At 58.2% G+C, this 26809-nt stretch carries 23 protein-coding genes; 5 read left to right on the forward strand and 18 right to left on the reverse strand.

Features of this window, described 5'->3' with window-relative positions; translation table 11 throughout:
- Nucleotides 1–3: 3 nt before the first annotated feature.
- From FCN80_RS12765 to FCN80_RS12825, 13 genes are all read right to left on the reverse strand, one after another.
- Nucleotides 4–750 carry an ABC transporter permease gene (locus tag FCN80_RS12765; protein WP_136990542.1) on the reverse strand — a complete coding sequence of 249 codons (747 nt, stop codon included), beginning with the start codon at nt 748–750 and terminating at the stop codon, nt 4–6.
- Nucleotides 747–1400: an ABC transporter permease gene (locus FCN80_RS12770; RefSeq protein WP_230492650.1), complete on the reverse strand. Its 654-nt coding sequence runs from the start codon at nt 1398–1400 to the stop codon at nt 747–749. Before FCN80_RS12770 ends, FCN80_RS12765 begins: the two co-directional genes overlap by 4 nt.
- Nucleotides 1397–2494: an ABC transporter ATP-binding protein gene (locus FCN80_RS12775; protein ID WP_136990543.1), complete on the reverse strand. Its 1098-nt coding sequence runs from the start codon at nt 2492–2494 to the stop codon at nt 1397–1399. Before FCN80_RS12775 ends, FCN80_RS12770 begins: the two co-directional genes overlap by 4 nt.
- A 330-nt stretch (nt 2495–2824) precedes the next feature.
- Nucleotides 2825–3835, reverse strand: coding sequence for a galactose/methyl galactoside ABC transporter permease MglC (gene mglC, locus FCN80_RS12780; RefSeq protein ID WP_136990544.1), 1011 nt, complete (start codon nt 3833–3835; stop codon nt 2825–2827).
- A gap of 17 nt (nt 3836–3852) precedes the next feature.
- On the reverse strand, nt 3853–5373 hold the full coding sequence (gene mglA / locus FCN80_RS12785) for a galactose/methyl galactoside ABC transporter ATP-binding protein MglA (RefSeq protein WP_136990545.1): 1521 nt from the start codon (nt 5371–5373) through the stop codon (nt 3853–3855).
- A 67-nt stretch (nt 5374–5440) separates the two neighbouring features.
- Nucleotides 5441–6442, reverse strand: coding sequence for a galactose/glucose ABC transporter substrate-binding protein MglB (mglB, locus tag FCN80_RS12790; protein WP_136990546.1), 1002 nt, complete (start codon nt 6440–6442; stop codon nt 5441–5443).
- A 233-nt stretch (nt 6443–6675) separates the two neighbouring features.
- Nucleotides 6676–7716 carry an HTH-type transcriptional regulator GalS gene (galS, locus tag FCN80_RS12795; protein ID WP_136990547.1) on the reverse strand — a complete coding sequence of 347 codons (1041 nt, stop codon included), beginning with the start codon at nt 7714–7716 and terminating at the stop codon, nt 6676–6678.
- A 300-nt stretch (nt 7717–8016) separates the two neighbouring features.
- Entirely contained in the window at nt 8017–9102 is a 1086-nt protein-coding gene (gene pmrB / locus FCN80_RS12800) for a two-component system sensor histidine kinase PmrB (protein ID WP_136990548.1), read from the reverse strand.
- A gap of 2 nt (nt 9103–9104) precedes the next feature.
- On the reverse strand, nt 9105–9776 hold the full coding sequence (gene pmrA, locus FCN80_RS12805; protein WP_136990549.1) for a two-component system response regulator PmrA: 672 nt from the start codon (nt 9774–9776) through the stop codon (nt 9105–9107).
- Nucleotides 9773–11425, reverse strand: a complete 1653-nt coding sequence (eptA, locus tag FCN80_RS12810; RefSeq protein WP_306767879.1) for a phosphoethanolamine transferase EptA — start codon at nt 11423–11425, stop codon at nt 9773–9775. The genes pmrA and eptA overlap by 4 nt, the downstream gene beginning before the upstream one ends.
- Nucleotides 11426–11471: 46 nt before the next feature.
- Nucleotides 11472–12632 carry a DUF418 domain-containing protein YeiB gene (yeiB, locus tag FCN80_RS12815; RefSeq protein WP_136990550.1) on the reverse strand — a complete coding sequence of 387 codons (1161 nt, stop codon included), beginning with the start codon at nt 12630–12632 and terminating at the stop codon, nt 11472–11474.
- A 69-nt stretch (nt 12633–12701) separates the two neighbouring features.
- Entirely contained in the window at nt 12702–13367 is a 666-nt protein-coding gene (gene folE / locus FCN80_RS12820) for a GTP cyclohydrolase I FolE (protein ID WP_136990551.1), read from the reverse strand.
- 134 nt (nt 13368–13501) lie between these two features.
- Complete coding sequence (locus FCN80_RS12825; RefSeq protein WP_136990552.1) at nt 13502–14623, reverse strand: YbfB/YjiJ family MFS transporter; 1122 nt, start codon at nt 14621–14623, stop codon at nt 13502–13504.
- 101 nt (nt 14624–14724) lie between these two features.
- On the opposite strand from FCN80_RS12825, the gene ptrR reads away from it, so the two are divergent.
- Genes ptrR through fghA form a run of 3 tightly spaced genes read left to right on the forward strand, consistent with a single transcriptional unit; the run spans nt 14725 to nt 17614 of the window.
- Entirely contained in the window at nt 14725–15639 is a 915-nt protein-coding gene (ptrR, locus tag FCN80_RS12830) for a putrescine utilization regulator PtrR (protein ID WP_136990553.1), read from the forward strand.
- On the forward strand, nt 15639–16751 hold the full coding sequence (locus tag FCN80_RS12835; RefSeq protein ID WP_230492652.1) for an S-(hydroxymethyl)glutathione dehydrogenase/class III alcohol dehydrogenase: 1113 nt from the start codon (nt 15639–15641) through the stop codon (nt 16749–16751). The genes ptrR and FCN80_RS12835 overlap by 1 nt, the downstream gene beginning before the upstream one ends.
- Nucleotides 16752–16765: 14 nt before the next feature.
- Nucleotides 16766–17614: an S-formylglutathione hydrolase gene (gene fghA / locus FCN80_RS12840; RefSeq protein WP_136990555.1), complete on the forward strand. Its 849-nt coding sequence runs from the start codon at nt 16766–16768 to the stop codon at nt 17612–17614.
- Nucleotides 17615–17641: 27 nt separating this feature from the next.
- Here fghA and FCN80_RS12845 read toward each other — a convergent pair whose 3' ends face one another.
- Complete coding sequence (locus tag FCN80_RS12845) at nt 17642–19111, reverse strand: amino acid permease (protein WP_136990556.1); 1470 nt, start codon at nt 19109–19111, stop codon at nt 17642–17644.
- 200 nt (nt 19112–19311) lie between these two features.
- Nucleotides 19312–20187: a DNA-binding transcriptional regulator YeiE gene (gene yieE / locus FCN80_RS12850; RefSeq protein ID WP_136990557.1), complete on the reverse strand. Its 876-nt coding sequence runs from the start codon at nt 20185–20187 to the stop codon at nt 19312–19314.
- 97 nt (nt 20188–20284) lie between these two features.
- On the opposite strand from yieE, the gene nfo reads away from it, so the two are divergent.
- A complete protein-coding gene (gene nfo, locus FCN80_RS12855) occupies nt 20285–21130 on the forward strand; it encodes a deoxyribonuclease IV (protein ID WP_136990558.1) in 846 nt (281 codons plus the stop codon).
- A gap of 219 nt (nt 21131–21349) precedes the next feature.
- Nucleotides 21350–22417, forward strand: coding sequence for a hypothetical protein (locus tag FCN80_RS12860; RefSeq protein WP_136990559.1), 1068 nt, complete (start codon nt 21350–21352; stop codon nt 22415–22417).
- Between the two features lie 35 nt (nt 22418–22452).
- On the opposite strand, the gene fruA is transcribed toward FCN80_RS12860, so the two are convergent.
- Genes fruA through fruB form a run of 3 tightly spaced genes read right to left on the reverse strand, consistent with a single transcriptional unit; the run spans nt 22453 to nt 26230 of the window.
- A complete protein-coding gene (gene fruA, locus FCN80_RS12865; protein ID WP_136990560.1) occupies nt 22453–24147 on the reverse strand; it encodes a PTS fructose transporter subunit IIBC in 1695 nt (564 codons plus the stop codon).
- Entirely contained in the window at nt 24147–25100 is a 954-nt protein-coding gene (gene fruK, locus FCN80_RS12870) for a 1-phosphofructokinase (RefSeq protein ID WP_136990561.1), read from the reverse strand. Before fruK ends, fruA begins: the two co-directional genes overlap by 1 nt.
- A complete protein-coding gene (gene fruB / locus FCN80_RS12875; protein WP_136990562.1) occupies nt 25097–26230 on the reverse strand; it encodes a fused PTS fructose transporter subunit IIA/HPr protein in 1134 nt (377 codons plus the stop codon). Before fruB ends, fruK begins: the two co-directional genes overlap by 4 nt.
- Nucleotides 26231–26809: the final 579 nt, after the last annotated feature.

Genomic DNA, 26809 nt, shown 5'->3' on the forward strand with positions numbered 1-26809 from the left:
TTTTCAATTTTCCCGAACGTTGTGTATTGAGGAAGGACCTTGGGTGTTAAGCCATGCTTTTTTCCGTCCCGTTTTTCTCGCGGCGCGGCGACGCAGGCCCGGCGAGACCAACAGGCGGATAAGTACGGAAAAAAGGCAATCGGTGAATAACGCCAGCAACGCCACCAGGACGGCGCCGGCCACCATTTGCCCGTAATCATTCTGGGCGCGTCCATCGATAATCAGACGTCCCAGCCCCCCCAGCGAGACATAGGCGGCAATGGTCGCCGTGGAGATAATTTGTAGCAGGGCGCTGCGCACGCCGGACAAAATCAATGGCAGCGCGCACGGGATCTCGACCTGGAACAACCTGCGCCAGGGGGAATACCCCATGCCGATGGCGGCATCGATCACCGCCGGGTCAATGGCGGTGATCCCGGAATACACGCCAATCATGATGGGCGGCAGCGCCAGTACCATCAGCACAATCAGGCAGGGTAGAATAAAGGCGAGATCGGACTCGAATAGCGGGCCGAACAAAATTACCAGCAGAATAATCAACCCCAATGACGGCAGCGCGCGAAACGCATTGGCCATTCCCACCAGCGCCACTTTGCCGCGGCCGGTATGTCCAACGTAACATCCCACCGGGAAGGCGATCAGTAGCGCCATGGCCAGCGCAATGGCGCTGTAGGTCAGATGCTGGACGATAAGGGTTATCGCGCCATCGTCCCCCAGCCAATGACGGCTGTCCATTATCCAGTCAATCATAAGCGGCTCCGTTGCGGCCGCCAGGCGGTAAGCCGGCGCGACAGCAGCAGCACCAGGCCATCCAGCGCCAGCGCCAGCGCGATGCACAGGATGATGCCGGCAAAGATCGGCGTCAGGAAATGCAGTTGAAATCCCTGCGTGAATAAGCTGCCAAGTTGCGGCGTGCCGACCAGCGCGGCAATGGAGACAATGCTGACATTGGCGACGACCACGACCCGCAGCCCGTCGGCGATAACCGGGATGGCCACCAGTAATTCCACCTGCACGAACCGTTGCCACGGATGGTAGCCGAGCGCCTCGGCCGCCTGGCGGGTTTCCGGCGAAACGGCGTCCAGACCGTCGCAGACGGTGCGTACCAGTAACGAAACGGCATAAATGGTCAACGCCGCCACTACATTGAGGGTATCGAGAATTTTGGTGCCCAGGATCCCGGGCAATAGCACGAACAATGCCAGTGAGGGTATGGTGTACAGCAGGCCGAACACGTTGAGGGCAAAAGGCTTGATTTTCTCACAGCGATGCAGCAGTCCGCCGATGGGAATCGCGATCGCCAGCCCCAGCAGCACCGGTACTACCGACAGGTACAGATGCCAGCCAAACAGGCTTAGAATTTGCGGAGCCTGTTGCGCCAGCCAGTCAAAACGGATCACGGTCTGTCCTCCTTGCGCTCGCGCAACGCGGCGAGTACCGCGTCAAACGTCACCGACCCGCGAAGCTTTCCCTCCTCGTCCACCACGGCGCCGCGCTGGCAGGGCGAACTTAACACCGCATCGGTTAATTGCCGCAGCGTGCCTGACAGCGGCGCGAAGGTACTGCCTAAATTGACGTCGGCGTGGGTGAGGACATCGCGAACCAGCGTCAGATTCGCCCATCCCAAGGGTCTGCTGTCCTCGGTCACCAGCAGCCAATCGCCCTGGGCGAGAGCTCGCGCCTGCTCAATAGGCGTTGAAAGGGCCGCGCTGGGCTCATGGCGCACCGTCAGTTGCGGATGGATGGCGCTGAAACTCAACTGACGGTAGCCGCGGTCCCGGCCTATAAAATCAGCGACAAAGTGATCTTTCGGCGCGCGCAGCAGTTCGGCCGGCGCGGCTATCTGCGCCAGTTTGCCGCCGGGTCGCATCACCGCCACCTGATCCCCCAATTTCATGGCCTCATCAATATCATGGGTGACCATGATGATGGTCTTACCGATATCCCGTTGCAGGCGGAGAAACTCTTCCTGTAACTGCTCACGAACCACAGGATCCACCGCGCTGAACGGCTCGTCCATCAGCATGAATTCCGGGTCGGCCGCCAAGGCCCTGGCCACGCCGACCCGCTGTTGCTGGCCTCCCGACAGTTGCCAGGGGTAGCGTAGCGCCAACGCCGGCGAGAGACCGACCCGCTCCAGCAGGGCCATGGCGGTTTTGCGCGCCGCCGTTTTAGCGGCGCCGTTCAATCTGGCCGTGACCGCGACGTTATCAACAATGGTTTTATGCGGAAAGAGCCCGGCATTCTGGATGACATAGCCGATGCGCCGCCGCAATTGCACCACATCCATTTCGGCGGCCGATTGGCCGTTGAGAAAAATCCCCCCCGAGGAGGGTTCGATCAGCCGATTGATCATGCGCAAGGTGGTGGTTTTACCGCATCCCGACGGGCCGACCAGAATGGTCAATTTACCGGTTGGCGCGACGAACGACAGGCCGTCCACCACTACCGTTCCGTCTTCATAATGTTTGGTCACATTGTCAAAAGAGATCATTCCCGGTCCTATGCATTGGCCGCTGGTACATGCGATGTAATGTATAATCTTGTATAGATGAGTTGATAGATAAGATTAAGCAATGTTCATGCCATAGCGATGCGCAACGGTGGACACCAGGGCAATGGCGGCCGGGTTGCGTTAATGTCGGCGGGCAATGCACCAAAACGAGGCTCTGTGCCCCGAACCCAGGCAAAGGGGGGAATCGCGGGTAACATTGATGATGAAACGGATACGCCAACAGGGGGAATTACAGCGATGGACGCCCCCGCCTTTCGGCCGGGGCGTTCTGTGAGCGGCATGCTTTAGGTTGCCGCTTGGTTGGCCGGATTATTTTTTCTTCGCGTACTTCAGCGAGTCCAGCGCCACGGCGAAAATGATGATGGTTCCCTTGATGATATATTGCCAATACGGGTTAACGCCGATATAGGTCAGCCCATAGTTGATCAGGGTGAAGATAATGACCCCGGTCACCACGCCGGCGATGGTGCCCACGCCGCCGGAAAAAGACACGCCGCCCACCACGCAGGCCGCGATGGCGTCCAGTTCGTACATAAAGCCCAGGTTGTTGGTGGCGCTGCCGATGCGGCCGGCCTCCAGCATGCCGCCGAAAGCGTAAAACGCCCCGGACAAGGCATAGACCAGGATCAGGTTTAACGGCACGTTGACCCCTGATACCTTGGCCGCTTCCGGGTTGCCGCCGATGGCGAAAATGTTTTTGCCAAACCGGGTCTTATTCCACAGGATCCAGACAATGACGGTGGCTATCGCCGCGTAGAAGGTAATATACGACAGTTTAAACTCGCCGAACCGCAAATATCCCTGGGTAAAGGTGGAGAAATGGTTGTCGAACCCGGCAATGGGCGATGCGCCGACCAGGTTGTAATACAACGAGTTGATGCCATAGACGATGGTCATGGTGCCCAGGGTGGTAATAAAGGGCGTGACGCGCAGATAGGCGATGATCAACCCGTTCACCAGGCCGAGGATCGCGCCCACCACGCACACAATCACCACCACCACCGGAATCGGCATGGTTTGCAGATGGGGGAAGACTTTGTTGACGTTATCCATGGATTGCAGCAGCGTGGCGGCGATCACCGCCGACAGGCCCACCTGGCGTCCCGCCGACAAGTCGGTGCCCTGGGTCACGATAAGCCCGGCCATGCCGAGCGCGATGATCACCCGGACAGAGGATTGGGTCAGAATATTACTTAAATTGAGCAGACTTAAAAATGTGGAATCCTGCGAGATAATCAGCAGCAGCAAAACCAGCAGTACCAGATAAATACCGCCCTCTTTGAGATAAGTGAGCAGGCTTTTCTTATTTAACGCATTCATAATAAGAACCCTTAAAATTAAAGATGCACGGAGGCAAGACGTAGGATTTCGTTTTGGGAGGTCTCTTTGGTGTTGACAATTCCCGCCATCAGACCATTGCTCATGACGAGTATCCGGTCGGTTATTCCCAATAACTCCGGCATCTCAGACGAGATAATAATAATGCCTTTACCCCGCTTGGCCAGTTCAATAATTAATTGATATATCTCAAATTTAGCGCCGACATCGATACCGCGGGTCGGTTCGTCCATCAGCAGAATTTCCGGCTGCGTCAATAACCAGCGGCCGATGATCACTTTTTGCTGATTACCACCGGACAAGGAACCAATGGCGGTTTTGTGGCCGGGTGTTTTCACCCGCATCGAATCGATAACCCATTGGACATCGCTCTTCATGCGCGTGTTATTCAACAATCCGAGCTTGTTTTTATAATTGCGGATATTGGAGATTAATGAATTAAACCCCACATCCAGGTAGGCATAAATACCCGTGGCGCGTCGCTCTTCGGTAACCAGGGCGAAACCGTTGTTGATGGCCTCGTTGGCGTTAGCGTTTTTGACGATTTTGCCATGCAGCATAATAGTCCCGCTGGATCGCTCGCGGATGCCGAACAGGGTTTCCACGATGTCGGTGCGTTTGGCGCCCACCAGGCCCGCGATGCCGAGAATTTCCCCTTTATGGAGGTCAAAACTGATGTCGCGAATGGAGGGTTGGCGCAGCGAAGTCAGATTTTGCACCTTAAGTATAATCTCGCCCGTTTCGCCTTCCTTATCGGGGAATCGCTGGCTCAATTCGCGTCCGACCATCATGGCGATGATTTGCTCCATGGTCAGGCCTTCCACCGGCTGGGTCGCGATCCATTGCCCATCGCGCAGGATAGTGACTTCGTCACATAGCTGAAAAATTTCCTCCAGCTTATGGGAAATATAGACAATGCCGCATCCCTTGGCTTTCAGCTTGCGGATAATGCTGAAAAGATGATTGACTTCTTTTTCGGTTAACGACGACGTCGGTTCATCCATAATGACTATCTTGGCGTCGTAGGAAAAGGCTTTGGCGATTTCAATCATTTGCATCTGCGATACCGACAGATTGGCGACTTTTTCGTTGGGATCAATGTCGATATCCAATTCTTCGAAAATCGCTTTGGTATCGCGATACATTTTCTTCTGATCGACAAAAAGCCCTTTTTTCGGATAACGGCCCAACCACATATTATCCATTACCGTGCGCTGCAATACCAGGTTCAGCTCCTGATGAACCATGGAAACACCATGCTCCAATGCTTCCTTGGCGCTTTTAAAATTGATTTCTTTACCTTGAAATACAATGCTGCCCGCATCCTTGCTGTAAATACCAAACAGGCATTTTAATAAAGTGGATTTTCCCGCGCCGTTTTCTCCCATTAATGCATGAACGGAATGCGCGCGAACCTTGAGGTTCACATTATCCAATGCTTTGACGCCGGGAAATGATTTACTGATCCCCGTCATTTCCAGCAGCCACTCACTGGGCTGTTCGGTCGTAATCTCGGCCATAATGATACCCGGCTAGGATGGATACAAAAAAATCCCCGGCATGGGAATATGCCGGGGGGAGTCAGGATTACTCTTTGGTAAATTGCGCTAAATTATCTTTATCCACGCCCACATAGGGAATACGCACGATCTTGTCTTCGAGTTTCCAGTGGGTGCCGGCGGCGGCGGGTTTGCCCGCGGCCAGGTTTTTCGCCAGATCGAATGTGGCTCTGGCCTGATTGTTGGCGTCATTGAGCACGGTGCCCGCCATAGCGCCGGATTTGATCAGCGCCAGGGCCTCGGGCAGGGCGTCCACGCCGAATACCGGAATTTTGGTTTTGTTGTGCGCTTTCAACGCTTCCACCGCGCCCATGGCCATGGCGTCGTTATTGGAAATCACGACTTCGATCTTGTCGGCGTTGGGGCCGGAAAGCCAGGCGTCGGTCTTGTCCTTGGCTTGGGCGGTATCCCACATCGCGGTATCCAGCGCCAATTGCTGGGTCTTGATCTTTTCTTTATCGTTTAACGTTTTGATAACATAGGTGGTGCGGGCTTCGGCATCGGGATGGCCCGGTTCGCCCTTAAGCAGCACATACTGGATCACGCCGTCTTTGTTCAAATCCCATTGCGGATTGGCGCGCCAGTGTTTGGCTATCAACTCGCCCTGAATAACGCCGGCCTCTTTGGAATCCGTGCCGACATAATAGGCCTTGTCATAGCTGTCCATAGCCTGGCGGCTGGGTTCCTTGTTAAAGAACACCACCGGGATATCGGCGCTGCGGGCCTTGGAGATTACCACCGGCGCGGCGGCCGGGTCCACCAGGTTGACCGCCAGCGCTTTCACGCCCTTGGCGATCAGCACGTCAATCTGGTCGTTTTGTTTGGACTGATCGTTCTGGGAATCGTTCATCAGCAGTTGCACGCCGCCCACTTGCTTGGCGTCGCCTTCCAATGCTTTACGCACCTCCGACATGAAGTTGTCGTCATATTTATAGATTGTCACACCAATGCGGGTATCCGCGGCGCGGACAGCGACGGAAAACAACAGGCCGGCGGTGATTGCGGTGAGAGTCAGTGCCTTCTTATTCATTAGATTCTCCGGAAGATTATGTAGGGTTACGCATAGGCGGTCTTTCCATCCGTGGCGAAACGATTTTCCAAAAACTCACACTCCGGTCAGACGAACGACGTTATCGCCCAAGCGGAGCGAAATGACTCAACGTCCGGTTGAACAAGCCATTTGTCCATGTCAGGCGTAAAACATCGCTAGCATAGAGATTTGAATGTTAATAATCTGTGAATAGTCTCACACTTTGAAAGCGGTTACATCTCGTCCTGTGTTGAAGAAGCGGCACTGGTCGCATTTCGCCACGGCGCCACCGAATGCCGACGCACCACGGTCGGCATGAAAAGATGGGATTGCTCTTCGTTCAGCCGCCCCGCCGTGCCCTGCAAGGCGAGTTCGGTGGCCGCCACCGCCATGGCGAAGATGGGATAACGGATCGTGGTTAAATGCGGGCAGGTATAGCGCGACATGGGGATATCATCGAACCCCACCACGGAAAACTGGGCCGGCACGGCAATGCCGTTTTCCCGCAGCGTGGCCAGCGCGCCCACCCCCATGGCGTCGTTATAAACAAACACCGCCGAGAGTTGCTGGTTACGTCCGAGGAGTTCCACCATGGCCATTTCGCCGCCCTGCAAATCCGGCGAAAACGCCACCTGCCAGCTTTGCGGCGGCACGATGCCCTCTTCCCGCATCGCCTGTAGATAGCCCTGGCGCCGCTGGCGCTCATCCTCGATGGGATGGTTGGATCCGATGTAGCCGATATGGCGATGCCCCAGCTTAAGCAGCGTGCGGGTGGCCATCAGCGCGCCGGTGATATTGTCCAGTCCCACGCAGCGATGCTCATAGCCGGGGATGATCCGGTTGATAAGCACCATGCCCGGCTCGCGCGCCATGATGGGGATAAGTTCTTCATCGGTGAGGATCTTGGCATGAACCACCAGCGCGCTACAGCGCTGGCGGATAAGCACCTCGATGGCGTGCCGTTCTTTATCGGCCTGGTGATAACTGTTGCTTATCAGCACGTTTTTCTTGTGCCGCTGCGCCACGGTATCCACCGCTTTAACCAGCGCGCCGAAAAACGGATCCGAGACATCCATCACCACGACGCCGATGGTATCGCTGATTTGCGTGGCGAGCGCCTGCGCGTTGGCGTTGGGCCGATAGCCGAGCTCATCCACCGCCTTCATCACCCGATCGCGGGCGTCCTTGCTGGCAATGGCACTGTCATTCAATACCCGAGAAACGGTCGCCACCGAGACCCCGGCCAACCGCGCCACATCACGTATGGTGATCATGTCGTCCCCTGTTGTTATCCCGTAAACCCCAAAGCGCCCGGGCTTGCCCATCTTGCCCATCATCTTTATCTTTTGCGCCGGAGCGCTGTCAGGCATTCCAGGATGTTTATTGTAAAGGCAGGTGAAATGCGCTGGGCAGAGGCGTCGCCGATGCCCCGGCGCGCCTGGCGCGCCGGAAACGCAAAAGATCATATTAGCCACATTATCGGCCATACGGCGTGAAACAGCTCACAGGTCAGAAAGCGCTTACATCAACAGGGTGGGAATTTTGCGAGCGTGTCGACAGTGTTAACATTGGCGTCAGGCGGAAGACGGCAACGTCACCCTCGCTATGGTGCCCGGCCCATCCTGCCGGTTGAGCAGCTCGAATTGGCCGTCATGTAACTGGGTAATACGGGTCACAATACTCAATCCCAGCCCGATGCCGTTATAGCGCTGGTCCATCCGCACGAATTTACGGGTTAATTCCACCGCTTTATCGGGATCGATGCCCGGCCCCTCATCGACCACTTCAAGGAGAAGGACGCCGCCGGCATTCTCCGATAGCCGGATTTCGATGCGGCTGTCATTGGGGCTGTAACGATGGGCGTTTTCCACCAAATTGCGCAGCAGCAACCGGATCAGGATCGCGTTGCCAAGCAACGTCAGTTCCCGCTCGGGCAGACGCCATATCAGACGCTGCCGGTGCGCGGCCGCCATTTCCTCCAGTTCCTCGCGAAGCGCCATCACCACATCCGCCTTCAGCTTCACCGTCTGGTAGTGCCCGGAGGTGAAATCATGCCGGATGCGCGCGAGCATCAGCAATTGCTCAACGGTAAAGGTCATATTGTCCACCCGCTCAATCAGCGGTCCGTTATCGACCCCGGCCTGTTTTTGCTGCAACTCCAGATGCAGCCTGATGCCCGCCAGGGGAGTACGCAGTTCGTGGGCCACGTCGGCGGTGAACTGCCGGTCTTGTTGCAGCGTATCATTGAGCCTGGCCAGCAATTGGTTCAGGCTGCGGGTCACGGCGATGACCTCCTGAATATTGCTTTGCTCCGGCAAAGGGGCGAAATCTTCGGCGCTACGCTTTTCCAGGGCGTTTTGCAGTCGGGACAATGGCTGCGTCACCCAGCTCACCGCCTGGACGCAAAACAGCAATGTCACGATCACCATCATCAGGGCCGGCACACTCAAGGCGGCGATGGCCTCCCGGATCTCCTGGTTGACATGGTCGTTGCGCACGCTTTCCGCCAGGGTGCGGTTCACCAGCAAATCAATTTGCTCTTTGCTTTCGTGCCACAACCAAATGACGGTGATAAATTGGCAGCACAGCAAGATGATGCCGAGCACCACAATGAGACGCCAGCGCATACTGACCAGCGCGGGCCGGTCTGGTTTGCGCATGGTTATTCCCCCTCTTCCCCGGTGGTTAACAGGTAGCCGAAACCGCGCAGCGTCCGGATACGATCCTTGCCTATTTTCTGCCGCAGATTATGAATATGCACCTCCAGGGAATTGGATGAGGGGTCGTCGTCCCAGTTGTACAGATCCTGATGCAGGATTTCCCGATGGATACGATGACCGGCGCGCAACATCAGACGGGAAAGAATGGCGAATTCCTTTGGCGTGATATCAATGGGTTTGCCGTCCACCGTGACTTCATGGCTGGTGAGATCCAGCGAGATGTTCTCCACCCGCAATTGGTTGTTGCTTACCCCTTGATGCCGCCGGATTACGGCCCGCACCCGCGCCATCAGCTCGGTCAGCGCGAAGGGCTTGATAAGATAATCGTCCGCGCCGTAATCCAGGCCGCTGACCCGCTCCTCGATACCGTCGCGGGCGGTCAGAATCAGTACCGGCACATCAATGCCTTTTTTTCGCCATTTGGTCAGTAACGACATGCCATCGCCGTCCGGCAGGCCCAAATCCAGGATAGCCAGGCTGTAGGGCGACGTTTCCATCAAATTGTCCGCCTCGCGAAAACCGCCGGCGCAATCGCTGGCGTACCCTTCCTGTTGCAGCGCCAGCTGCAAGCCTTGCTGCAATAATTTATCATCTTCGATGATCAATATTTTCATGGCCGCGTCATCCTACAGGGGTGAAGTATATCCAAATCGGGCCGATAAAGCGCGGTACCGACATTCAGCATACCCAGCAACGTCGAAAACAGATTATCCTGGGAATAATCCCCGGTCCGCGCCCGGTCGCGCAGACATGTCTCCGCTATGCCCTGCGCACGGATATAGGCGGGAGACAGCCACATCAGCATGGGGATATGGGTTTGTTGCTCAGGCGCCACGGCATAAGGCATACCGTGCAGATACAACCCATTTTCCCCCAGGGATTCGCCATGATCCGACAAATAAACCAATGCGGTATTAAACCTATCTTGATGGGACTGCAACAATTTTACAGTCATATCGAGCACATAATCACTATAGATGATGGTGTTGTCATAGGTATTGACCAGCGCGCGATTGGAACAGGTCTGTATTTCGTTGGTATCGCAGGTTGGGGTAAAGACCGCCTGCCGGGCGCCGTAGCGCTGATAATAGGTTGGGCCGTGACTGCCGATGGTGTGCAAGACGATCAGGGTATCGCCCGTGCGCTTTTCGATATAATCGTTTAAGCGATACAACAAGGCTTCATCCCGGCAAACGCCCTTGGCGCACAGCTGCGGCAGGTCGCGCCAGCGGGAGAGATCCTCGCTGGGCACCCTGGCGCAAACCCCTTTACAGCCGCCGTCGTTTTCCCGCCACAGCACATTGACCCCGGCGCGCTGGAGGATATCCAACACATTATCCCGATGCGCCGCGACATCGCCGCTGAACTGCCGGCGGCCCTTATCGGAAAACATGCAGGGAACCGATACCGCCGTGGCGGTGCCGCAGGAAACCGTATGGGGGAAATACACCACGTTGTCCCGCGCCAATAGCGGATTAGTGGGCCGGTCATAACCGCCCAGCGAGAAATCCTGCGCCCGGGAAGTTTCGCCGACCACCAGGATCACCAGATTTTTCCGGCCGTTATCCGCTGAGGGCGGCAATTTATGCGCGTCCAGGCCGATAGGTACAAACGGCATGTTCCTGCTGACGTCATGCTTATAATACGAATAGCCGCCCATGACCATGTTGCTGGGCACCAGGCTTTTTATCAATTGCTGATTATTGCGCATTAAAGATGCATAATCTTTATAAAAAAAGGTGGCCACCAGCGCGATAACACATAAAGAAAATAACAGGTTCAGCAGAAAGAAACCGGCGTTTTGCCACCCTATCACCACCGGTTTAACCTGTATCCATAGCGCCAGCAGTGACGGCAGCACGCCTAATATCAGCAGATAATATATCAGTTCCGGCGAGAATAGCGCGAAGGATTCGGCCGGTGTGGTCTCCAGGATATTTTGCACCATACCGCGGTCAATCAATATCCCATAGGATTGCATGAAATATTGCGCCGCGGCATTGAGAAGGAAAAGCGCGATAACGATTGGCTTACGCAAATAAGGCAGGAGAATAACACTGAGCAGGATGTTCAGCGCAAAAAACAACGTAATGGGCATACTGGCAAAAAACAGCAGGTTATGCGGCGACGAGATGTCTATGAGGCCCAGTATTTTGTTGAAGAAAACGAAATTTTGAAAGGCTGTGATAATCAGCGCAATAAAAATAGTAAAAACCCATGGACGAACCATGGGCCGGAAACGGGTAAACGACGTCATGAACATTTCAATGCGTTGGCCATGCTGAAAAACTGGCCAAAGATTAACAATGCTACATTAATTGAACATTAAGCTTGCCGCCAGTCAGACGGGTGAGCCTGCGCCATAGCCATTCCATAGGGCCTTGGCTAAACAGGCGCAGCCAAAACCCGGAAAAGAGAATATTCACCAGCCAGACCAGCGGGACGAACAACAGTAAATGGCTACGGTCGTAAACCATAAATTGTTGGAAATGATCAAATATCGTCGTGCAGATAAGCGTTTGCAGCAAATAATTGGTCAATGCCATCCGCCCCACATTGCCGAGCCAGCGGCCCAGCGGCCATCGTGACAACACCGGCCACCAGCCGTAACAAACGGCCACATACCCCAACGCCTGAAAGGGCGCGCCAAGCTCGCGGGGGATCTGCAACAAGAAACCGCTCCAGCGATAATCCCATTGCAGGTGCCATTGCAGTATCACGCCGGGCAGGTTGATGGCCACCCCCAGCGGCAGCAGGATCAACGCCATTTTGCGGTAATGGGCCGCGGGCAGCGCGCCGGCCAGCCAGCCGTGGCGCATCAGCCCGGCGCCGATAAGCATGGCGCCGGCCATCAGCCAGCCGTATTGCGACAGCAGCGAGACCAGGCTGTTATGTACCAGTCCCAGGCGGATCCGCCAGGCTTCGGGACCGCCGGTGGTATGCCAGTAATATTCGTAAATCCGTTCGGCGAGATCCGGTTGCCAGAAGTTGCCCGGCGGCGAAGAGGCCAACAGATGTTGCAGCGCCAGCAGGATGGCCAGGCCCAAAAGGTACAGCGTGGCGCCGGCGAGCAGCAAGCCGCGCCAGCTGTCCACCTGCCGGATTAACCCAAGGCACAGCAGCCCCACCAGACCGTAATCCAGCAGAATATCGCCATCCCAGAAAAACACCCCATGGATCAACCCGAACACCATTAGCCAGCATAGCCGGGAGCGAATCCAGCGATTGCCGCGCGGTAAAAGCATCTGTAGGCCGGCGCCGAACAGCATGGCGAACAGGGTCAGAAATTTCACTTGCGCCAGCAAATCCATCGCGGCCCAGCTCCAGGCATCGGCGACGGAGGGTTTTCCCGCATAGGCGGGATTGAGATACGCCGCGCTGGGCAAACCAAAGGCGGTGATATTCATCAGCAGGATGCCCAGGATAGCCAATCCCCGGGCGCCGTCCAGCATGGCGATGCGCTCGCGCATAGGCGACCTCTTATCAACAGTTGTCGGTTGGCGTCAGGCGCTTTTCAGGCGAAAGCCTCGCACTCCGGCTTAATCGCCGTGATGGCGCACCGCGCGCAAAAACTCCTGGCGGGTGTTCTGGCTGGATTTGAACAGGCCGCCCAGCGACGTGGTGGTGGTGGCGCTGGTGGCATCCTTGACGCCGCGCGCCTTGACGCAATAGTGCACCGCGTCGATGGATACCGCCACATTGTTGGTGCCAAGCAGGGTTTGCAGGGCAATCAGGATTTGCTGGGTAAGCCGCTCCTGGACCTGGGGACGTTGGGCGAAAAACTGCACGATACGGTTGATTTTCGACAAGCCGATAACACTGTCTTTCGGGATATAGGCCACGGTGGCCTTGCCGTCGATGATGACAAAATGATGCTCGCAGGTGCTGGTCAGGGTGATATTGCGCACCGCCACCATTTCGTCCACTTTCATCTTGTTTTCAATCAGGGTGATTTTCGGGAAGTTGGCGTAATCGAGACCGGAAAAGATTTCGTCCACATACATCTTGGCGATGCGATGGGGCGTTTCCGCCAGACTGTCGTCGGTCAGATCGAGATTAAGCAGCTTCATTATCCCGGCCATATGCTCGGCAATGAGGCGCTTGCGGGTCTCGGCTTCCAGGACTTCGCCGCTTTGCGGCGTTTCCAGCCCGCGGGCCATTAAGGCCTCGTGCACCAATAGGGCTTCTTTCGTCAGCGATACCATGTTTTTTTCTCCGGCAGGCATATCGGCTGTTAACCTCCGCCGCGTCAAGCGGCGCTCCCCACTCTAGAGGAGAGCGCGACGATTATCCAGTGATTGTCTTGCATGGCAAATGAAATTATCACAGGTTGCCGCCGCTATTGCCGCCAGACCAACCCGCCGGCCAGCAACAACGCCGCCAGGGCCGCCGCCAGCGCCGGCTCCAGCCTCCCTACCGTCCACGTGGATAAGGCCGATAAAACCGGACCTGTCAATTGGCCTATGCCGTAACCGCAGGTCAGCAGGCCGGCCATATAGCGGGTATGCTCCGGCGCCTGACGGCGGCTGCATTCCAGCGTCAATTGCACCACATTGAGAAAACCGCCGCCGGTAAGCAAGGCCCCGGTAATCAGGCTGGCCACCCCCGGCAAACCTATCATCAGCGCCACGCCCAGCCCTTGCGCCCACAAGGTAATGGCCAACCGCCGGCCCGGCGACAGGCAATGCCGGGTCAGGATGCCTATGCCGATCCCGGTCACGCCGGCGGCGCCGAACACCGGCCAGACCCAGGGCGCGAAAGCGCTGTCGGGGAACCGTTGCGCCGCCATTTGCGACAAAAAGGTCGCCGGCAGGATATAGCCGAAACCGGCCAGGGAGTAACTCCAAACCAGTTTTTTCAGCGGCCGGCCGAGATGGGGCGTGGCGGCGATATCCGCCCGATGGGCCAACGCCCCCCGCCGGGGAAGGAAGAAGCTTATCACCGCGATGGGCAGCAAGGCGGCAAGACCGTACAGCCGCCAGGCCTCGCTGGCGCCGATGCCATAATGCCCCATAATCACCGCCAACAGGCCGCTTAAGAAAATGCCGCTGCCCGGCCCGGCGAACACCGCCGCCCCGAGCGCCGGCCGTCGCAGGCGAAGCAGCAGATCGTGGGTCCAGGCGGAGACCAATACCATGGACCAGCCGCTGGCGATGCCGGCCGCCGTTCGCACCACGCCGTGCGACCATGGGTCGTGGATAACGGCGCTGAACAAGGTCAATGCCACCGTGCCCCACACCCCCAGCCACAGCCGGATTTCCAGCCCCCGCTCGGCCCGCATGGCATCAAAGGCGCCCAGCAAATAACCGGCGTAATTGGCCGCCGCCACCAGTCCGGCGCCGGTCAGGGTCAATTGGCCGTCGGCTATCATCAGCGGCACCTGGGGCGTAAAGGCGAACCGGCCGATCCCCATCGCCACCAGCAACGCCAGAAAACCGCTCATTGCTATCTTTAATGCCATACTTGCTCCCTAGGCTACATTTTCTGTTGCCAATAGCATGCATGATCAATAAACTCACGAAAAATGAATAATCAAGACAAAGTTGCTGACGAAATGAGAATATGGATCTGACACAACTGAAAATGTTCTGCACCGTGGCCGAGACCGGTTCTCTGGCGCGGGCCGCCGAGGCGCTGCATCGCGTGCCGTCTAACCTCACTACCCGGCTTCGCCAGTTGGAGGAGGAATTGGGTTGCGATCTGTTTATCCGTGAAAAGCAGCGCCTGCGCCTCTCTCCCCTTGGCCATAATTTTCTTGGTTATGCCGTGCGTATTCTGGCGCTCAGCGAAGAGGCGTTGTCGATGGCCCGCACCGGGGAGCCGGCCGGCGGTTTTCCGCTGGGCGCCATGGAAAGTACCGCCGCCATACGTCTGCCGGAACTGCTGGCCGCCTTTCATCGCCGTTATCCCCGGGTTGCCCTGTCGCTGGTCACCGGTTCTTCCGGGGAATTGGTGGAGAGCGTCCGCGCCGGTACGCTGGCCGCCGCCCTGGTGGACGGGCCGGTGAACTATCCGGACATTCACGGCTGTGTCAGTTTTCGCGAAACCCTGGTGCTGATTGCCGGGCGGGAACAACCGCCCATCAAGGGCGCGGGGGATATCGCCGGCAAAACGCTGTTCGCTTTTCGCCCGTCTTGTTCGTATCGGCAACGGTTTGAGGCCTGGTTCCAAAGCCAGGGCGTCACGCCGGGACCGGTTATGGAAATACAGTCCTACCACACCATGCAGGCCTGCGTGGCCAGCGGCGCGGGCGTCGCCATGCTGCCGCTGGCGGTGCTCGATCAGTTGCCCGGCCGCGACGAGGTCAGCGTGCACCGCCTGCCGGCGGAAACCGCCAATACCGCCACCTGGCTCATCTGGCGCCGGGACGCGTTCAGTCCCAATGTACAGGCCTTGAAACAGTTAATTATCGAACAGGAATCCGCCCTCGTTCATCCCGCCCTTGAACCCGAAAAAGGAGTTATCCCATGTCAATGATCAAAACCCGCGCCGCCGTCGCCTGGGGCCCCAACCTTCCCCTTTCGGTGGAGGAGGTGGATTTGATGCCGCCGCAAAAAGGCGAGGTCTTGGTGCGTATCGTCGCCACCGGCGTTTGTCACACCGATGCCTATACCCTGTCCGGTAAAGATCCGGAAGGGGTGTTCCCCGCCATTCTCGGCCATGAGGGCGGCGGCGTGGTGGAAGCCGTGGGCGAAGGCGTGACAAGCGTCGCGGTGGGCGACCATGTGATTCCGCTGTATACCCCCGAGTGCGGCGAGTGCGAATACTGCCGGTCCGGCAAAACCAATCTTTGTCAGGCCATCCGTCTGACACAGGGCAAGGGGCTGATGCCCGACGGCACAACCCGGTTTTCCAAGGACGGTAAACCCCTATTTCATTACATGGGGACATCCACCTTTTCCGAATACACCGTGGTGCCGGAGATCTCCCTGGCCAAAATCAGCAAGGACGCCCCGCTGGAGGAAGTGTGCCTGCTGGGTTGCGGGGTGACCACCGGCATGGGCGCGGTCATCAATACCGCCAAAGTGCAAGCGGGCGACAGCGTGGCGATTTTTGGCCTGGGGGGCATCGGACTGTCGGCGATTATCGGGGCGAAAATGGCCGGCGCGGGGCGCATTATCGGCATTGATGTGAATCCCGGCAAATTCGATTTGGCCAAAAAACTGGGCGCCACCGATCTGATTGCTCCGCAGGACTACGCTAAGCCCATTCAGGACGTCATTGTCGAGCTGACCCAGGGCGGCGTGGATTTTTCCTTCGAATGCATCGGTAATGTCAAGGTGATGCGTTCGGCGCTGGAATGCTGCCACAAAGGCTGGGGGGAATCGGTGATTATCGGCGTGGCCGGCGCCGGCGAGGAAATCGCCACCCGGCCGTTCCAGTTGGTGACCGGACGGGTCTGGCGCGGCTCGGCTTTCGGCGGCGTCAAGGGCCGTTCGCAATTGCCCGGGCTGGTGCAGCGCTACCTGAACGGCGAATTTCCGTTGCAGGACTTTATTACCCATACCCTGAGTCTGGATCGGATTAACGACGCTTTTGCGCTGATGCACGCCGGCGAGTCCATCCGTTCCGTTATCCATTATCGCTAAGGCGCGGCATGCCCATGACCAAGACACCTGAATGTATCGACGCGCACCGGTTGTTCGGCGGCTGGCAATATCGCTACCGCCACGTGTCCGCCAGCACCGGCGTCGCGATGACCTACAGCCTTTACCTGCCGCCGGCCAAAGCACATGCCGGCCCGCCCCACGCGGTTTACTGGTTGTCCGGCCTGACCTGCAATGACGAGAATTTTACCCTGAAAGCCGGCGCGCAGCGGGTGGCCGCCGAGCTGAACCTGATGCTGATCATGCCCGACACCAGTCCGCGCGGCGAGGGCGTCCCCGACGATGAGGCCTACGACCTGGGCCAGGGCGCCGGATTTTATGTCAATGCCACCGAGCCGCCCTGGTCCGGGCATTTCCGAATGTTCGACTACCTGGCGGAAGAATTGCCGGCGCTGGTGGAATCGCAGCACGGGCAAAGCGGCCGGCGCGCCATCATGGGCCATTCCATGGGCGGCCATGGCGCGCTGATGCTGGCATTGCGGCTGCCGGGGCGCTTTTGTTCCGCCTCGGCTTTCGCCCCCATCGTCAATCCGGCGGATGTGCCCTGGGGACGCAAGGCGTTCAGCCATTACCTGGGGGAGGACGAAGCGCGCTGGTCGGCCTACGACAGTTGCCGGTTACTGGCGGCCGGCGATGCCGCGCCGTTGCCAATCCTGATTGATCAGGGCGATGAGGATCCGTTCCTGCCAGAGCAACTGCAACCGGAAAAACTGGCCGAGCTGGCGCGCGAGCGGCAATGGCCGTTCACCCTGCGCCGGCAGCCGGGCTACGATCACAGCTATTATTTCATCGCCAGCTTTATTGAAGATCATCTGCGTTTCCACGCCGGGAATCTTAACGCCTGAATCTTTGCGGGCGCGGCCCCCTGCGCTTTAGGCGTCCCGTCCGGGGAAAGTCATATCCTCATAGCGAACCAGCCGCGTGCCATGACGCCACTTGTAACCCCACCAGATAATGAGGAACAACGGCAGGCCGATATAGGTGGCGGCCACGCCGTACCAGTCGATGCGGTCTTGCAAAAACGCCTGGTAATTCTGGCCGAGAGTGATCAGCAGGCACAACACGAAAGCGAAAATCGGCCCAAGGGGAAAAAATCCCGAGCGGTAAGGCAAATCCGCCAGATCCCGGCCCTGCGCCATATAGCCGCGGCGAAAACGGTAGTGGCTGACGGCGATGCCGAGCCAGGCGATAAACCCGGTCATGCCCGAGGCGTTCAGCAGCCAGAGATAGACGGTTTGGTTGCTGTACATGGAGGTGAGGAAACACAATCCGGCCATCACCGTGGTCAGATACAGGGCGTTGCGCGGCACGCCGCCTTTAGACAGCCGGGCGAAGATTTTCGGCGCCTTGCCTTCGCAGGCCAGTGTATACAGCATGCGGGTTGAGGCGTACATGCCGGAATTGCCCGCCGAGAGAACCGCGGTCAGGATCACCGCGTTCATCACCGCCGCCGCCGACAACAGGCCGGCGTTGCGGAACACCAGCGTAAAGGGGCTGACGGTGATGTCCTTGACATCGTTGCGCAGTAAATTCGGGTCGGTATAGGGGATAATCAGGCTGATTATCAGGATAGCCAGTACGTAAAACAACAGGATCCGCCAGAAAACCTGCCGCACCGCGCGGGGGATGTTTCTGGCCGGGTCGGAGGATTCGCCGGCGGCGATGCCGATAAGCTCGGTCCCCTGAAAAGAGAATCCGACAATCATCGCCACGCCGATCATCGCCGGAAAACCACCGGCGAAGGGCGCATCGCCCACCCGCCAGTTCTGCCAGCCGGCATGTTCCCCACCCCGCAGAATGCCGATAATCATCAACACCCCGACCAGGATGAACACCATCACGGTCACGACCTTGATAAGCGAAAACCAGTATTCAGCCTCGCCGAACCCTTTGACCGAGATGGCATTGAGAACAAACATGATGGCCAGAAACAGGGCGCTCCAGATCCAGCCGGGCACCGACGGAAACCAATAACTCATGACCAATTGGGACGCCACCAGATCCACGGCGATGGTCACCGCCCAGTTGTACCAGTAATTCCACCCCAGGGCGAAGCCGAAACCCTCTTCCACATAACGGGCGCCGTAGGTGGAAAAGGAACCGGAAATCGGCATGTAGGCGGCCAGCTCGCCCAGACTGGTCATCAGGAAATACACCATTAAACCGATGATGATATAAGAGAGCAACGCGCCGCCCGGACCGGCCTGGGACACCGTCGCCCCCGAGGCGACGAACAGGCCGGTACCGATAGAGCCGCCGATGGCGATCATCGTCAGGTGACGCGCCTTAAGCTCGCGGCGCAACGCCGGCGCACGCCGGTTTTCGCTGTAAAGTGTGGACATAATCTTGGCTTATTCCGTACAAAATCGACGGCGGATTGTAACAGAATACGCAGGCGGGGAACGTTTCGCGCAACGATCATTAGAGAGCTTCATAACTCTGCCGTAATTATAAGTTTTAACGGCTTTGTGCTTATTTTTAAGGCATAGTCAGCAGATTCTGCGCTGCCGCTCCGCCGTGTGGCGGTGTTCCCGCTTCCGGCCTACCGGGCGTAGCGCTGGCAAAATCGCTCAAAGCGTTCCAGCGCCCGGGAAAGGTGTTTTTGCCGATGGCGCACCAGGTAAAGGGTCCGAATCAAAGGCGGCAGGGGAATCTGCAAGGTCGCCAGCGTGCCGAGGGCCAGCGCCTCGCCCACGACCCGGCGCGACAGGCAGCTTATGCCCAGGCCGTGACGCACCGCGTGTTTGATGGCCTCGGAATTGCCTAACTCCATCACCGACTGGAAATGCGGCAGTTGCGCCAGCAACAGATAATCGACGATTTCCCGGGTGCCCGACCCTTGCTCGCGCAGAATCCAGGGCGCCTCGGCCAATTGTTCCAACGTCAGCGGTTTGCCGGCCAGCGGGTTGTCCGGCGCGGCGAATACCACCAGTTCATCCTTCAGCCAGGGCTGGGTGATAAGCGACGGATTGTGGCTGGGCCCTTCGATAAGCCCGACGTCCACCCGGAAATCCATGACCGCGTTGATCACATCCTGGCTGTTGCCCACCTGTAGCGCCAGCGGCGCGTCATGGAAATCGCGTCGGTAGGCGGCGATGATTTCCGGCAGAATATAGTTGCCGATGGTGCTGCTGGCGTACAGGCGCAGCGCACCGTTCCCTTCGCGGAACAATTGGTCTATCTCCTGGGCCCGCTCCAGCAGCGCCACGGCGCGGGGATAAAGCAGCCGGCCATGTTCGTTAAGCACCAACCGCTTGCCCACCCGATCGAACAGCTTTACCCCAAGATGGTTTTCCAGGTCGGTCAGCGCGGCGCTGACCGCCGATTGCGATAACGCCATCATGGATGATGCCTGGGTGGTTGAGCCGCTTTTAAGGATCTCGCTGAATATTTCCAACTGGCGCAATGTAATATGCATGGGAAACTCTGTTCCTGCGGTTTGGGGCGGACGGCCCTTTACTGTAGTATGGCTGGTTCCAAACCATGTTAACCGATCGAAATTCGAGGAGAAAGCCATGAAATATGTTGGTGCCCATGTCAGCGCCGCGGGCGGGGCGGATCAAGCCGTACTGCGCGCCCACGAACTCGAGGCGACGGCACTGGCGTTGTTCACCAAAAACCAGCGGCAATGGAAAGCGGCCGACCTGGATAAAGACGATATTGACAAATTCCGTTCCGCTTGCGAGCAATATCATTTTTCACCGGAGCAAATTCTGCCCCATGACAGCTACCTGATTAATCTGGGCCATCCGGTGGCGGACGCGTTGAAAAAATCCCGCGACGCCTTTATTGATGAGATGTTCCGCTGCCAGCAACTCGGGTTGTCGCTGCTTAATTTCCACCCCGGCAGCCATCTGCAACAAATCGATGTGGACGACTGCCTGGCCCGTATCGCCGAATCCATCAACATCGCCCTGGACAACACCGAAGGCGTGACGGCGGTTATCGAAAACACCGCGGGCCAAGGCAGCAATCTCGGTTTCCGCTTCGAACACCTGGCGGCCATCATCGCCAAGGTGGAAGATAAACAACGGGTGGGCGTGTGCATCGATACCTGCCACGCCTTTGCCGCCGGCTATGATTTGCGCAGCGAAGACGCCTGCCGCGACACGTTCGCCGCATTTGAACGTATCGTCGGCTTCGACTACTTGCGCGGCATGCATTTAAACGATTCAAAGAGCGAGTTGGGCAGCCGGGTCGATCGGCATCACAGCCTGGGGGAAGGCAAGATAGGCAAAACCGCTTTCGCCTGGATCATGGGCGATAACCGCTTTGATGGCATTCCCCTGATCCTGGAGACCATCAATCCCGATATTTGGCCTGAAGAAATCGCCTGGTTGAAATCCCGGCAAAACGCGTAACGCCGCCGGACCGTCATTCTTTTCCCGCCTTTAGCCGCGACCGGACCACCCTTGCCTGGTCGCGCATTCTCTCGTGTACCCATAGTGTTTTTTTTATGAGCTTTTATTGAAGTGGTATCAGGAATAATTCCGGACGAGAAAGGGATACTCGGGACGTTGCGTTGACCCTAACGCAACGCGGAGTATCAGGGACAGACCGCCACTGATAAGGAAATAATTATGTTGCCCGCCGTCACCGCTGGTTCCGCTTCCGCTTCTGTTTCACCCGCCGTCGCCCCGCGACAAGATGTTTTGTCCAATCTGGAACGCCATATTCGCCTGGAAACCACGCCATTTTCCCAAAGCGGCGCGCATTATCGCCGCTGGGGTGGCCTGTGCTGGCTGGAAAATAACTGGCAATCCTCGCTGGAAACCCGGCTGCGATTCATTGGCGAACTGGCCGAACATCTTATCTCCATGCGCCTTGGCCACGATAAGCCCATCACCCTGATCTCGCTGGGATCGGGCGGTATGTTATTTGAATGCTATATTCATCGGTTTTTGTCTGATCTGGGCTTTAAAAACGTGCGCTGGCGATTGATAGACCTGTGTTACCTCAATAAAAGCCCGAACGGAATGCTGGAGGAATTCCGGCTAAAGGCCGCCACCGAGAATGTCCAGGCCTTTACCAGCGAACAGGAATACCTGCGCTCCCTGGCCGATGGCAAAGCGTTGGCCTATGACGACAGGCAAATCAGCGCCACCGTGGTGCTCTGTGTGAATTCCCCCCAGGATCATGCCGGGGATATCACATCGGGCGCATTGGCTGGCTGCCGGCGATTTCGCGCGACGCGGGTTTCTTCCGCGGACCTCGCCAATAGCCTGTTTTTTATGGTCAGCCACCGCAGATACCGTTTCCAACTCGACGCGGCCCTGACGGAAGCCTCCCGGCCGAACCGCATCGTGATTCTCGATAATGCGCTGCGCTGCGCAATGGTGCCGGGAAACACGCTGCGCCTGGACAACAGCCCCTCGGTATCGGGCAGGCTATTAAACGAACGGATGCAGGTTTGCCTGAAGGATTTGTTCACTGAGCGGCAAAAACGTCAGGCAAAGGTGACGCTGGCGGATATTGATAGGTTGGCCGACAATTTGGCCGATAGGCTGTTACAGGAACATGACTTGTATGTGTTACGCTATTTCGCCTCTGATTACGATATCGGCCTGGAGAATTTGCGGGGATTTTGCGCCGACGGTTCGTCGACGCTGTTGGCCAAATTGGACTGGAACGAAATCACCTTTGTCTGAACCGCCGCGCCGAATCCATCGACGCGGCGATATTATCAGGCCGCGGCTTTGACCAGTTCCACCTCGGGCCGCTTGAGCACCGAATACAGCACGCCGAGCAGCACCGTGCCCACCGCGATGGCGAGCAGATACTCGCCCACCGGCGTAATGGCGCCCGGAATCAGCAGCACAAACATTCCGCCATGGGGCGCCATCAGTTTCGCGCCGAAGTACATGGACAGCGCGCCGGTGACCGCGCCGGAAATCATACAGCTGGGTATGACCCGGAACGGATCGCGGGCGGCGAACGGTATCACCCCTTCGGTGATAAAACATAATCCCAGGACAAAAGCCGCCTTACCCGCCTCGCGCTCGGTCTTTTCAAACTTGTTGCGCGCCAGCAGCGTGGCGACGGCAATCCCCAAAGGCGGTACCATCCCGGCGGCCATGACCGCCGCCATGGGCGCGTAGGTCTGGGTACTGAGTAACGCCACGCCGAACGCGTAAGCGGCTTTGTTGATGGGGCCGCCCATATCGCTGCACATCATGGCGCCCAGGATCGCGCCCAGCACAATGGCGTTGGCGGTTCCCATGGTCTGTAGCCAGGCGGTCAGCGAAGCGAGAACTTTCGCCACCGGCGTGCCCACCACGTAAATCATCACCAGGCCGGTCACCAGACTTGCCAGCAACGGAATGATCAATATCGGCTTTAGCGCCGCCATGCTCTGCGGCAACGGCACTTTGTTATTGATAAGTTTCGCCACATAGCCGGCCAGGAAACCGGCGATGATCCCGCCGATAAAGCCGGAGCCGCCGCTCACCGCCAGCATCCCGCCCACCAGGCCCGGCGTCAGCCCCGGCCGGTCGGCGATGGAAAAGGCGATATATCCCGCCAGCACCGGCACCATCAGCGCGAAGACCGATTTGCCGCCGATAGCCATCAGCGCCGCCGGCAAGGTGCCCGGCTGCTCAAAGGCATGGATGCCAAACACGAATGACAACGCGATGCATAACCCGCCGGCCACCACCATCGGCAGCATATAAGACACGCCGGTCAGCAAATGACGGTAAGGTCCGGTAGCCGTTTTCTTTTCCTGACCGGACGCTGCGGCGCCTGGCTTCGTGTTCGGTTGATAAATCTCGGCCTTGACGAACGTGTCGTCCAGCGCCTGGGCGGTCCGCTTCAACGCCAGCCCGGTACTGGTCCGGTACAGCGGCTTGCCGGCAAATTTGGTCAAATCCACTTCGATATCGGCCGCCACCAGCACCGCATCGGCCTGTCGGACTTCCTCATCGCTTATGGCATTGCCGGCCCCCACTGAGCCGCGGGTTTCCACCTTGACCCACCAGCCGCGTTTTTTCGCCTCGGCCTCAATGGCCTCGGCCGCCATATAGGTATGAGCGACGCCGGTGGGGCAAGCGGTGATAGCCACCAGCCGTTTCGGACCGCCGGCGTTGGAGACGGCCGCGCCGCCGGCCGGCGCCTGGTACAGCACGGCGCCGGTCTTGGCGTTTTCCAGCAATGCCGCGGGCTGGCTGGCAGCCTGCGCCGCATCGACGATATAAACGCGTTTGCCGTCCAGGGCGTTGTCGGCCTGGCCGGCGCCGCCCACCCAGATCACCAGTTCAGCGTCAGCCGCTGTCTCGACCGGGGTCAATCCGGCGGCGGGCGCCGCCGCGGCAAGCAGTTTTTTCACCAGGTGGCCACTGGCCTGCCCCAGCGAGCTGTCCATTTTCAGCAGTATATTCATTATGCCTCCCGCTGATCGTTAAAAGGGGTTAATTCGACCCGGGCCATCATTGCGGCCAGTTGGGGACGATCCGTGACGCCGACATTGCTCTGGCTTACCGCCAGCGCCGCGACGGCGGTAGCCAGACGCAAGGTATGTTCGCTGGATTCGCGCATCAGCAGGCCATAGATCAGCCCGCCGACCATGGAGTCGCCGGCACCCACGGTGCTGACCACCTCGCAGGCCGGCGGCTTGGCCAGCCAGGCGCCGGACGCGTTAACCCACAATGCGCCTTCCGCGCCGAGAGAGATGACCACATGGGCGATGCCTTGCTCGCGCAACGCATGCGCCGCGGCCACTACGTCTTTGAGCCCGGGGAGTTTATGCCCGGCCCAGATTTCCAGTTCACGGCGATTGGGTTTCACCAGCCAGGGGGCGGCTTTCAGGCCCGCCACCAGCGCCTCGCGACTGCTGTCGAAGATGATGCAGGGGCAATGGCTGCGCAGCTTCACCATCCAGTCGGTGAACTCTTCCGGTGCAACGCCGGTCGGCAGGCTGCCGCTGACCGCCACCATATCGAACTGGCCGAGCCAGGTGAGGGAATCATTGACAAATCTTTCCCAATCTTGCGGGGTCACGGTAAAACCGGAAAAATTGAAATCCGTGACATCGCCTTGTTTTTCCGTCAACTTGACATTGATACGGGTCCGTCCCTGTACCACCTGGAACCGGTTGGCGATACCCAGATCGCTGAACAGCAACTGAAAGCCGTCCTGGTTCTCTTTACCGAGAAAACCGCCCACCGTAACGTCGATGCCGAGATCTTTAAGCACTTTGGCAACATTGATCCCTTTCCCCGCCGCGTGCAGTCCGGTTGTTTGCACCAGGTTAACCTCGCCCCGTTCGATGGAGGGACAATACCCGACCAGGTCATAGGCCGGATTCAATGTAATTGTCGCTACACGCCTGCTCATGCCGCACTTTCTCCCAAGCCCGAGGCTATTGCCTCGCCAATGGCTTTCAACGCCTGTTCCGCATCAGCGCCGTCCGCGGTAAAACGTAATCTGTCGCCCTTTCTCACGCCCAGCGCCACGACTTTCATCAGGCTGCGGCCGTTGGCCGGTTTACCGCTGCCGTCCAGATTGGCGACGGTGATGGCGCTTTCAAATTGTTTGATGACATTCACCAGCGCGGTACCGGGACGGGCATGCAGGCCGTGCTCGTTGCGCACCACGAATTCCGCGCTCAGCGCCGCTTGCGGGGCTGCGGCCTCGCCGCTGAGCAACGCCAGCACGCCGGAGGCGTCGGCCGTCAGCAGGCTGTCGGCCCCTCCCGCCAGGACCAGATCGCCCAGCGTATTGAGTATCGCAAGGGGTTGGTCATCGGTCATGGCCACCGTCACCAGCAATGCCACGGTTTCGCCGTTCAGGCTAAACGGCGCCAAAGGCCGGCTGACCGCCACGCCGCTGGACAGATTGCCGCGGGTGGCATCGTTTAGCCAGATACCCTGGCCGAGATGCAGCGGCGCGCCGGTTATCACATCGCTGACGAAATCGGCATTCACGGCGCCGGCTTGCTGTAACCGGCCGGCGTTCAGCGCCTTCAGCGTGGTCATATCCTCGGCGACGATATCCAGCGCAAGCAACGACGCATCGAACAGCAACGGCGTCGACTGGCGCTCGCCGGACAGCACGCTTTTCATTTCTTGGGGATCGTCGGTGACGGCCAGGCGTTGCGCCACCTGTTCATCGCTCAGCACATGGGTCAATTGACGCAACAGCGCCAGATGTTCGTCGGAGCGGGCGGCGATGCCGATCACCACATAGGCTTTTTGTCCGTCGCCCCAATCGATACCCTGTGGAAATTGGAAAACCTGCACCCCGGTCTGCCGCACCAAATCCCGGGTGTCGGTGGTGCCGTGCGGTATGGCGATGCCGCTGCCCAGGTAGGTGGACGTCTGCCGTTCCCGTTGCAGCATGCCTTCCAGGTAGCCTTGGGCGACATAGCCCGCCTGCGTCAGCGCCGCGGCCACTTGACCGATGGCCTCCCGCTTGTCCGGGGCCTGGGCGCCAAGATGAATCTCATTTATTGACAGCTCGAACATAATTCTCCTCGCTTGCTGAAATTGAATCGTTTCAGCTCGTATGGACAATCTTTGCGCCATTCGCCATCGGGACAAACCCACAATGACGCTGAAACGTTTCAAGGAAGTCTCCGACGAAGCCAAGCCGATTGCAAGCAACAGCTGATTTTTCCTGTCGGATATTTGAAGCCACGCACATTCTAACAAAATGTCGCTGAACGCCACCGGTTTTTTCAGCCGAGGCTGAAACCGTGCTGAACCTTGCGGGACCTGACCGTTCTCCCCCCGCCCCCTAAAGATACGTCTTTGAGGCTAAATGCGGTCTTGGCGGGTAACCCTGGCCAAGGGCGACGCGCGGCGTCACGCTTAACGGACTGAAAAACAACAATAAGGGCCAGAGAAGGCCGATGGGCGCCTAGAGAACCCGACCTGGGCGGCCCAGATCCACGCCGGTGTTTTCCCCTTGCTGACGGCGGACGATGAACGCTTACGGCCCATAGGCATAGCGGCGTGAAAAAGAGATAACACGCGGGATAAAACGCAGGTGAAACGCCGTCCGATAAAAAGGAAGGCCGTGTTGCTGACAGCTGAAAGCGCCTT

The sequence above is a fragment of the Martelella alba genome (genome assembly GCF_005217455.1).
GTDB lineage: Bacteria > Pseudomonadota > Gammaproteobacteria > Enterobacterales > Enterobacteriaceae > Acerihabitans.

Coding starts and splice junctions, on each gene's coding strand:
- fghA (WP_136990555.1), top strand. CDS start 16,766: ATGACCAAGACACCTGAATGTATCGACGCGCACCGGTTGTTCGGCGGC.
- mglC (WP_136990544.1), bottom strand. CDS start 3,835: ATGAATGCGTTAAATAAGAAAAGCCTGCTCACTTATCTCAAAGAGGGC.
- FCN80_RS12765 (WP_136990542.1), bottom strand. CDS start 750: ATGATTGACTGGATAATGGACAGCCGTCATTGGCTGGGGGACGATGGC.
- fruA (WP_136990560.1), bottom strand. CDS start 24,147: ATGAATATACTGCTGAAAATGGACAGCTCGCTGGGGCAGGCCAGTGGC.
- pmrB (WP_136990548.1), bottom strand. CDS start 9,102: ATGCGCAAACCAGACCGGCCCGCGCTGGTCAGTATGCGCTGGCGTCTC.
- pmrA (WP_136990549.1), bottom strand. CDS start 9,776: ATGAAAATATTGATCATCGAAGATGATAAATTATTGCAGCAAGGCTTG.
- folE (WP_136990551.1), bottom strand. CDS start 13,367: ATGGTATCGCTGACGAAAGAAGCCCTATTGGTGCACGAGGCCTTAATG.
- yeiB (WP_136990550.1), bottom strand. CDS start 12,632: ATGCGCGAGCGCATCGCCATGCTGGACGGCGCCCGGGGATTGGCTATC.
- FCN80_RS12825 (WP_136990552.1), bottom strand. CDS start 14,623: ATGGCATTAAAGATAGCAATGAGCGGTTTTCTGGCGTTGCTGGTGGCG.
- mglA (WP_136990545.1), bottom strand. CDS start 5,373: ATGGCCGAGATTACGACCGAACAGCCCAGTGAGTGGCTGCTGGAAATG.
- ptrR (WP_136990553.1), top strand. CDS start 14,725: ATGGATCTGACACAACTGAAAATGTTCTGCACCGTGGCCGAGACCGGT.
- FCN80_RS12845 (WP_136990556.1), bottom strand. CDS start 19,111: ATGTCCACACTTTACAGCGAAAACCGGCGTGCGCCGGCGTTGCGCCGC.
- FCN80_RS12775 (WP_136990543.1), bottom strand. CDS start 2,494: ATGATCTCTTTTGACAATGTGACCAAACATTATGAAGACGGAACGGTA.
- mglB (WP_136990546.1), bottom strand. CDS start 6,442: ATGAATAAGAAGGCACTGACTCTCACCGCAATCACCGCCGGCCTGTTG.
- yieE (WP_136990557.1), bottom strand. CDS start 20,187: ATGCATATTACATTGCGCCAGTTGGAAATATTCAGCGAGATCCTTAAA.
- FCN80_RS12860 (WP_136990559.1), top strand. CDS start 21,350: ATGTTGCCCGCCGTCACCGCTGGTTCCGCTTCCGCTTCTGTTTCACCC.
- fruK (WP_136990561.1), bottom strand. CDS start 25,100: ATGAGCAGGCGTGTAGCGACAATTACATTGAATCCGGCCTATGACCTG.
- eptA (WP_306767879.1), bottom strand. CDS start 11,425: ATGTTCATGACGTCGTTTACCCGTTTCCGGCCCATGGTTCGTCCATGG.
- nfo (WP_136990558.1), top strand. CDS start 20,285: ATGAAATATGTTGGTGCCCATGTCAGCGCCGCGGGCGGGGCGGATCAA.
- galS (WP_136990547.1), bottom strand. CDS start 7,716: ATGATCACCATACGTGATGTGGCGCGGTTGGCCGGGGTCTCGGTGGCG.
- fruB (WP_136990562.1), bottom strand. CDS start 26,230: ATGTTCGAGCTGTCAATAAATGAGATTCATCTTGGCGCCCAGGCCCCG.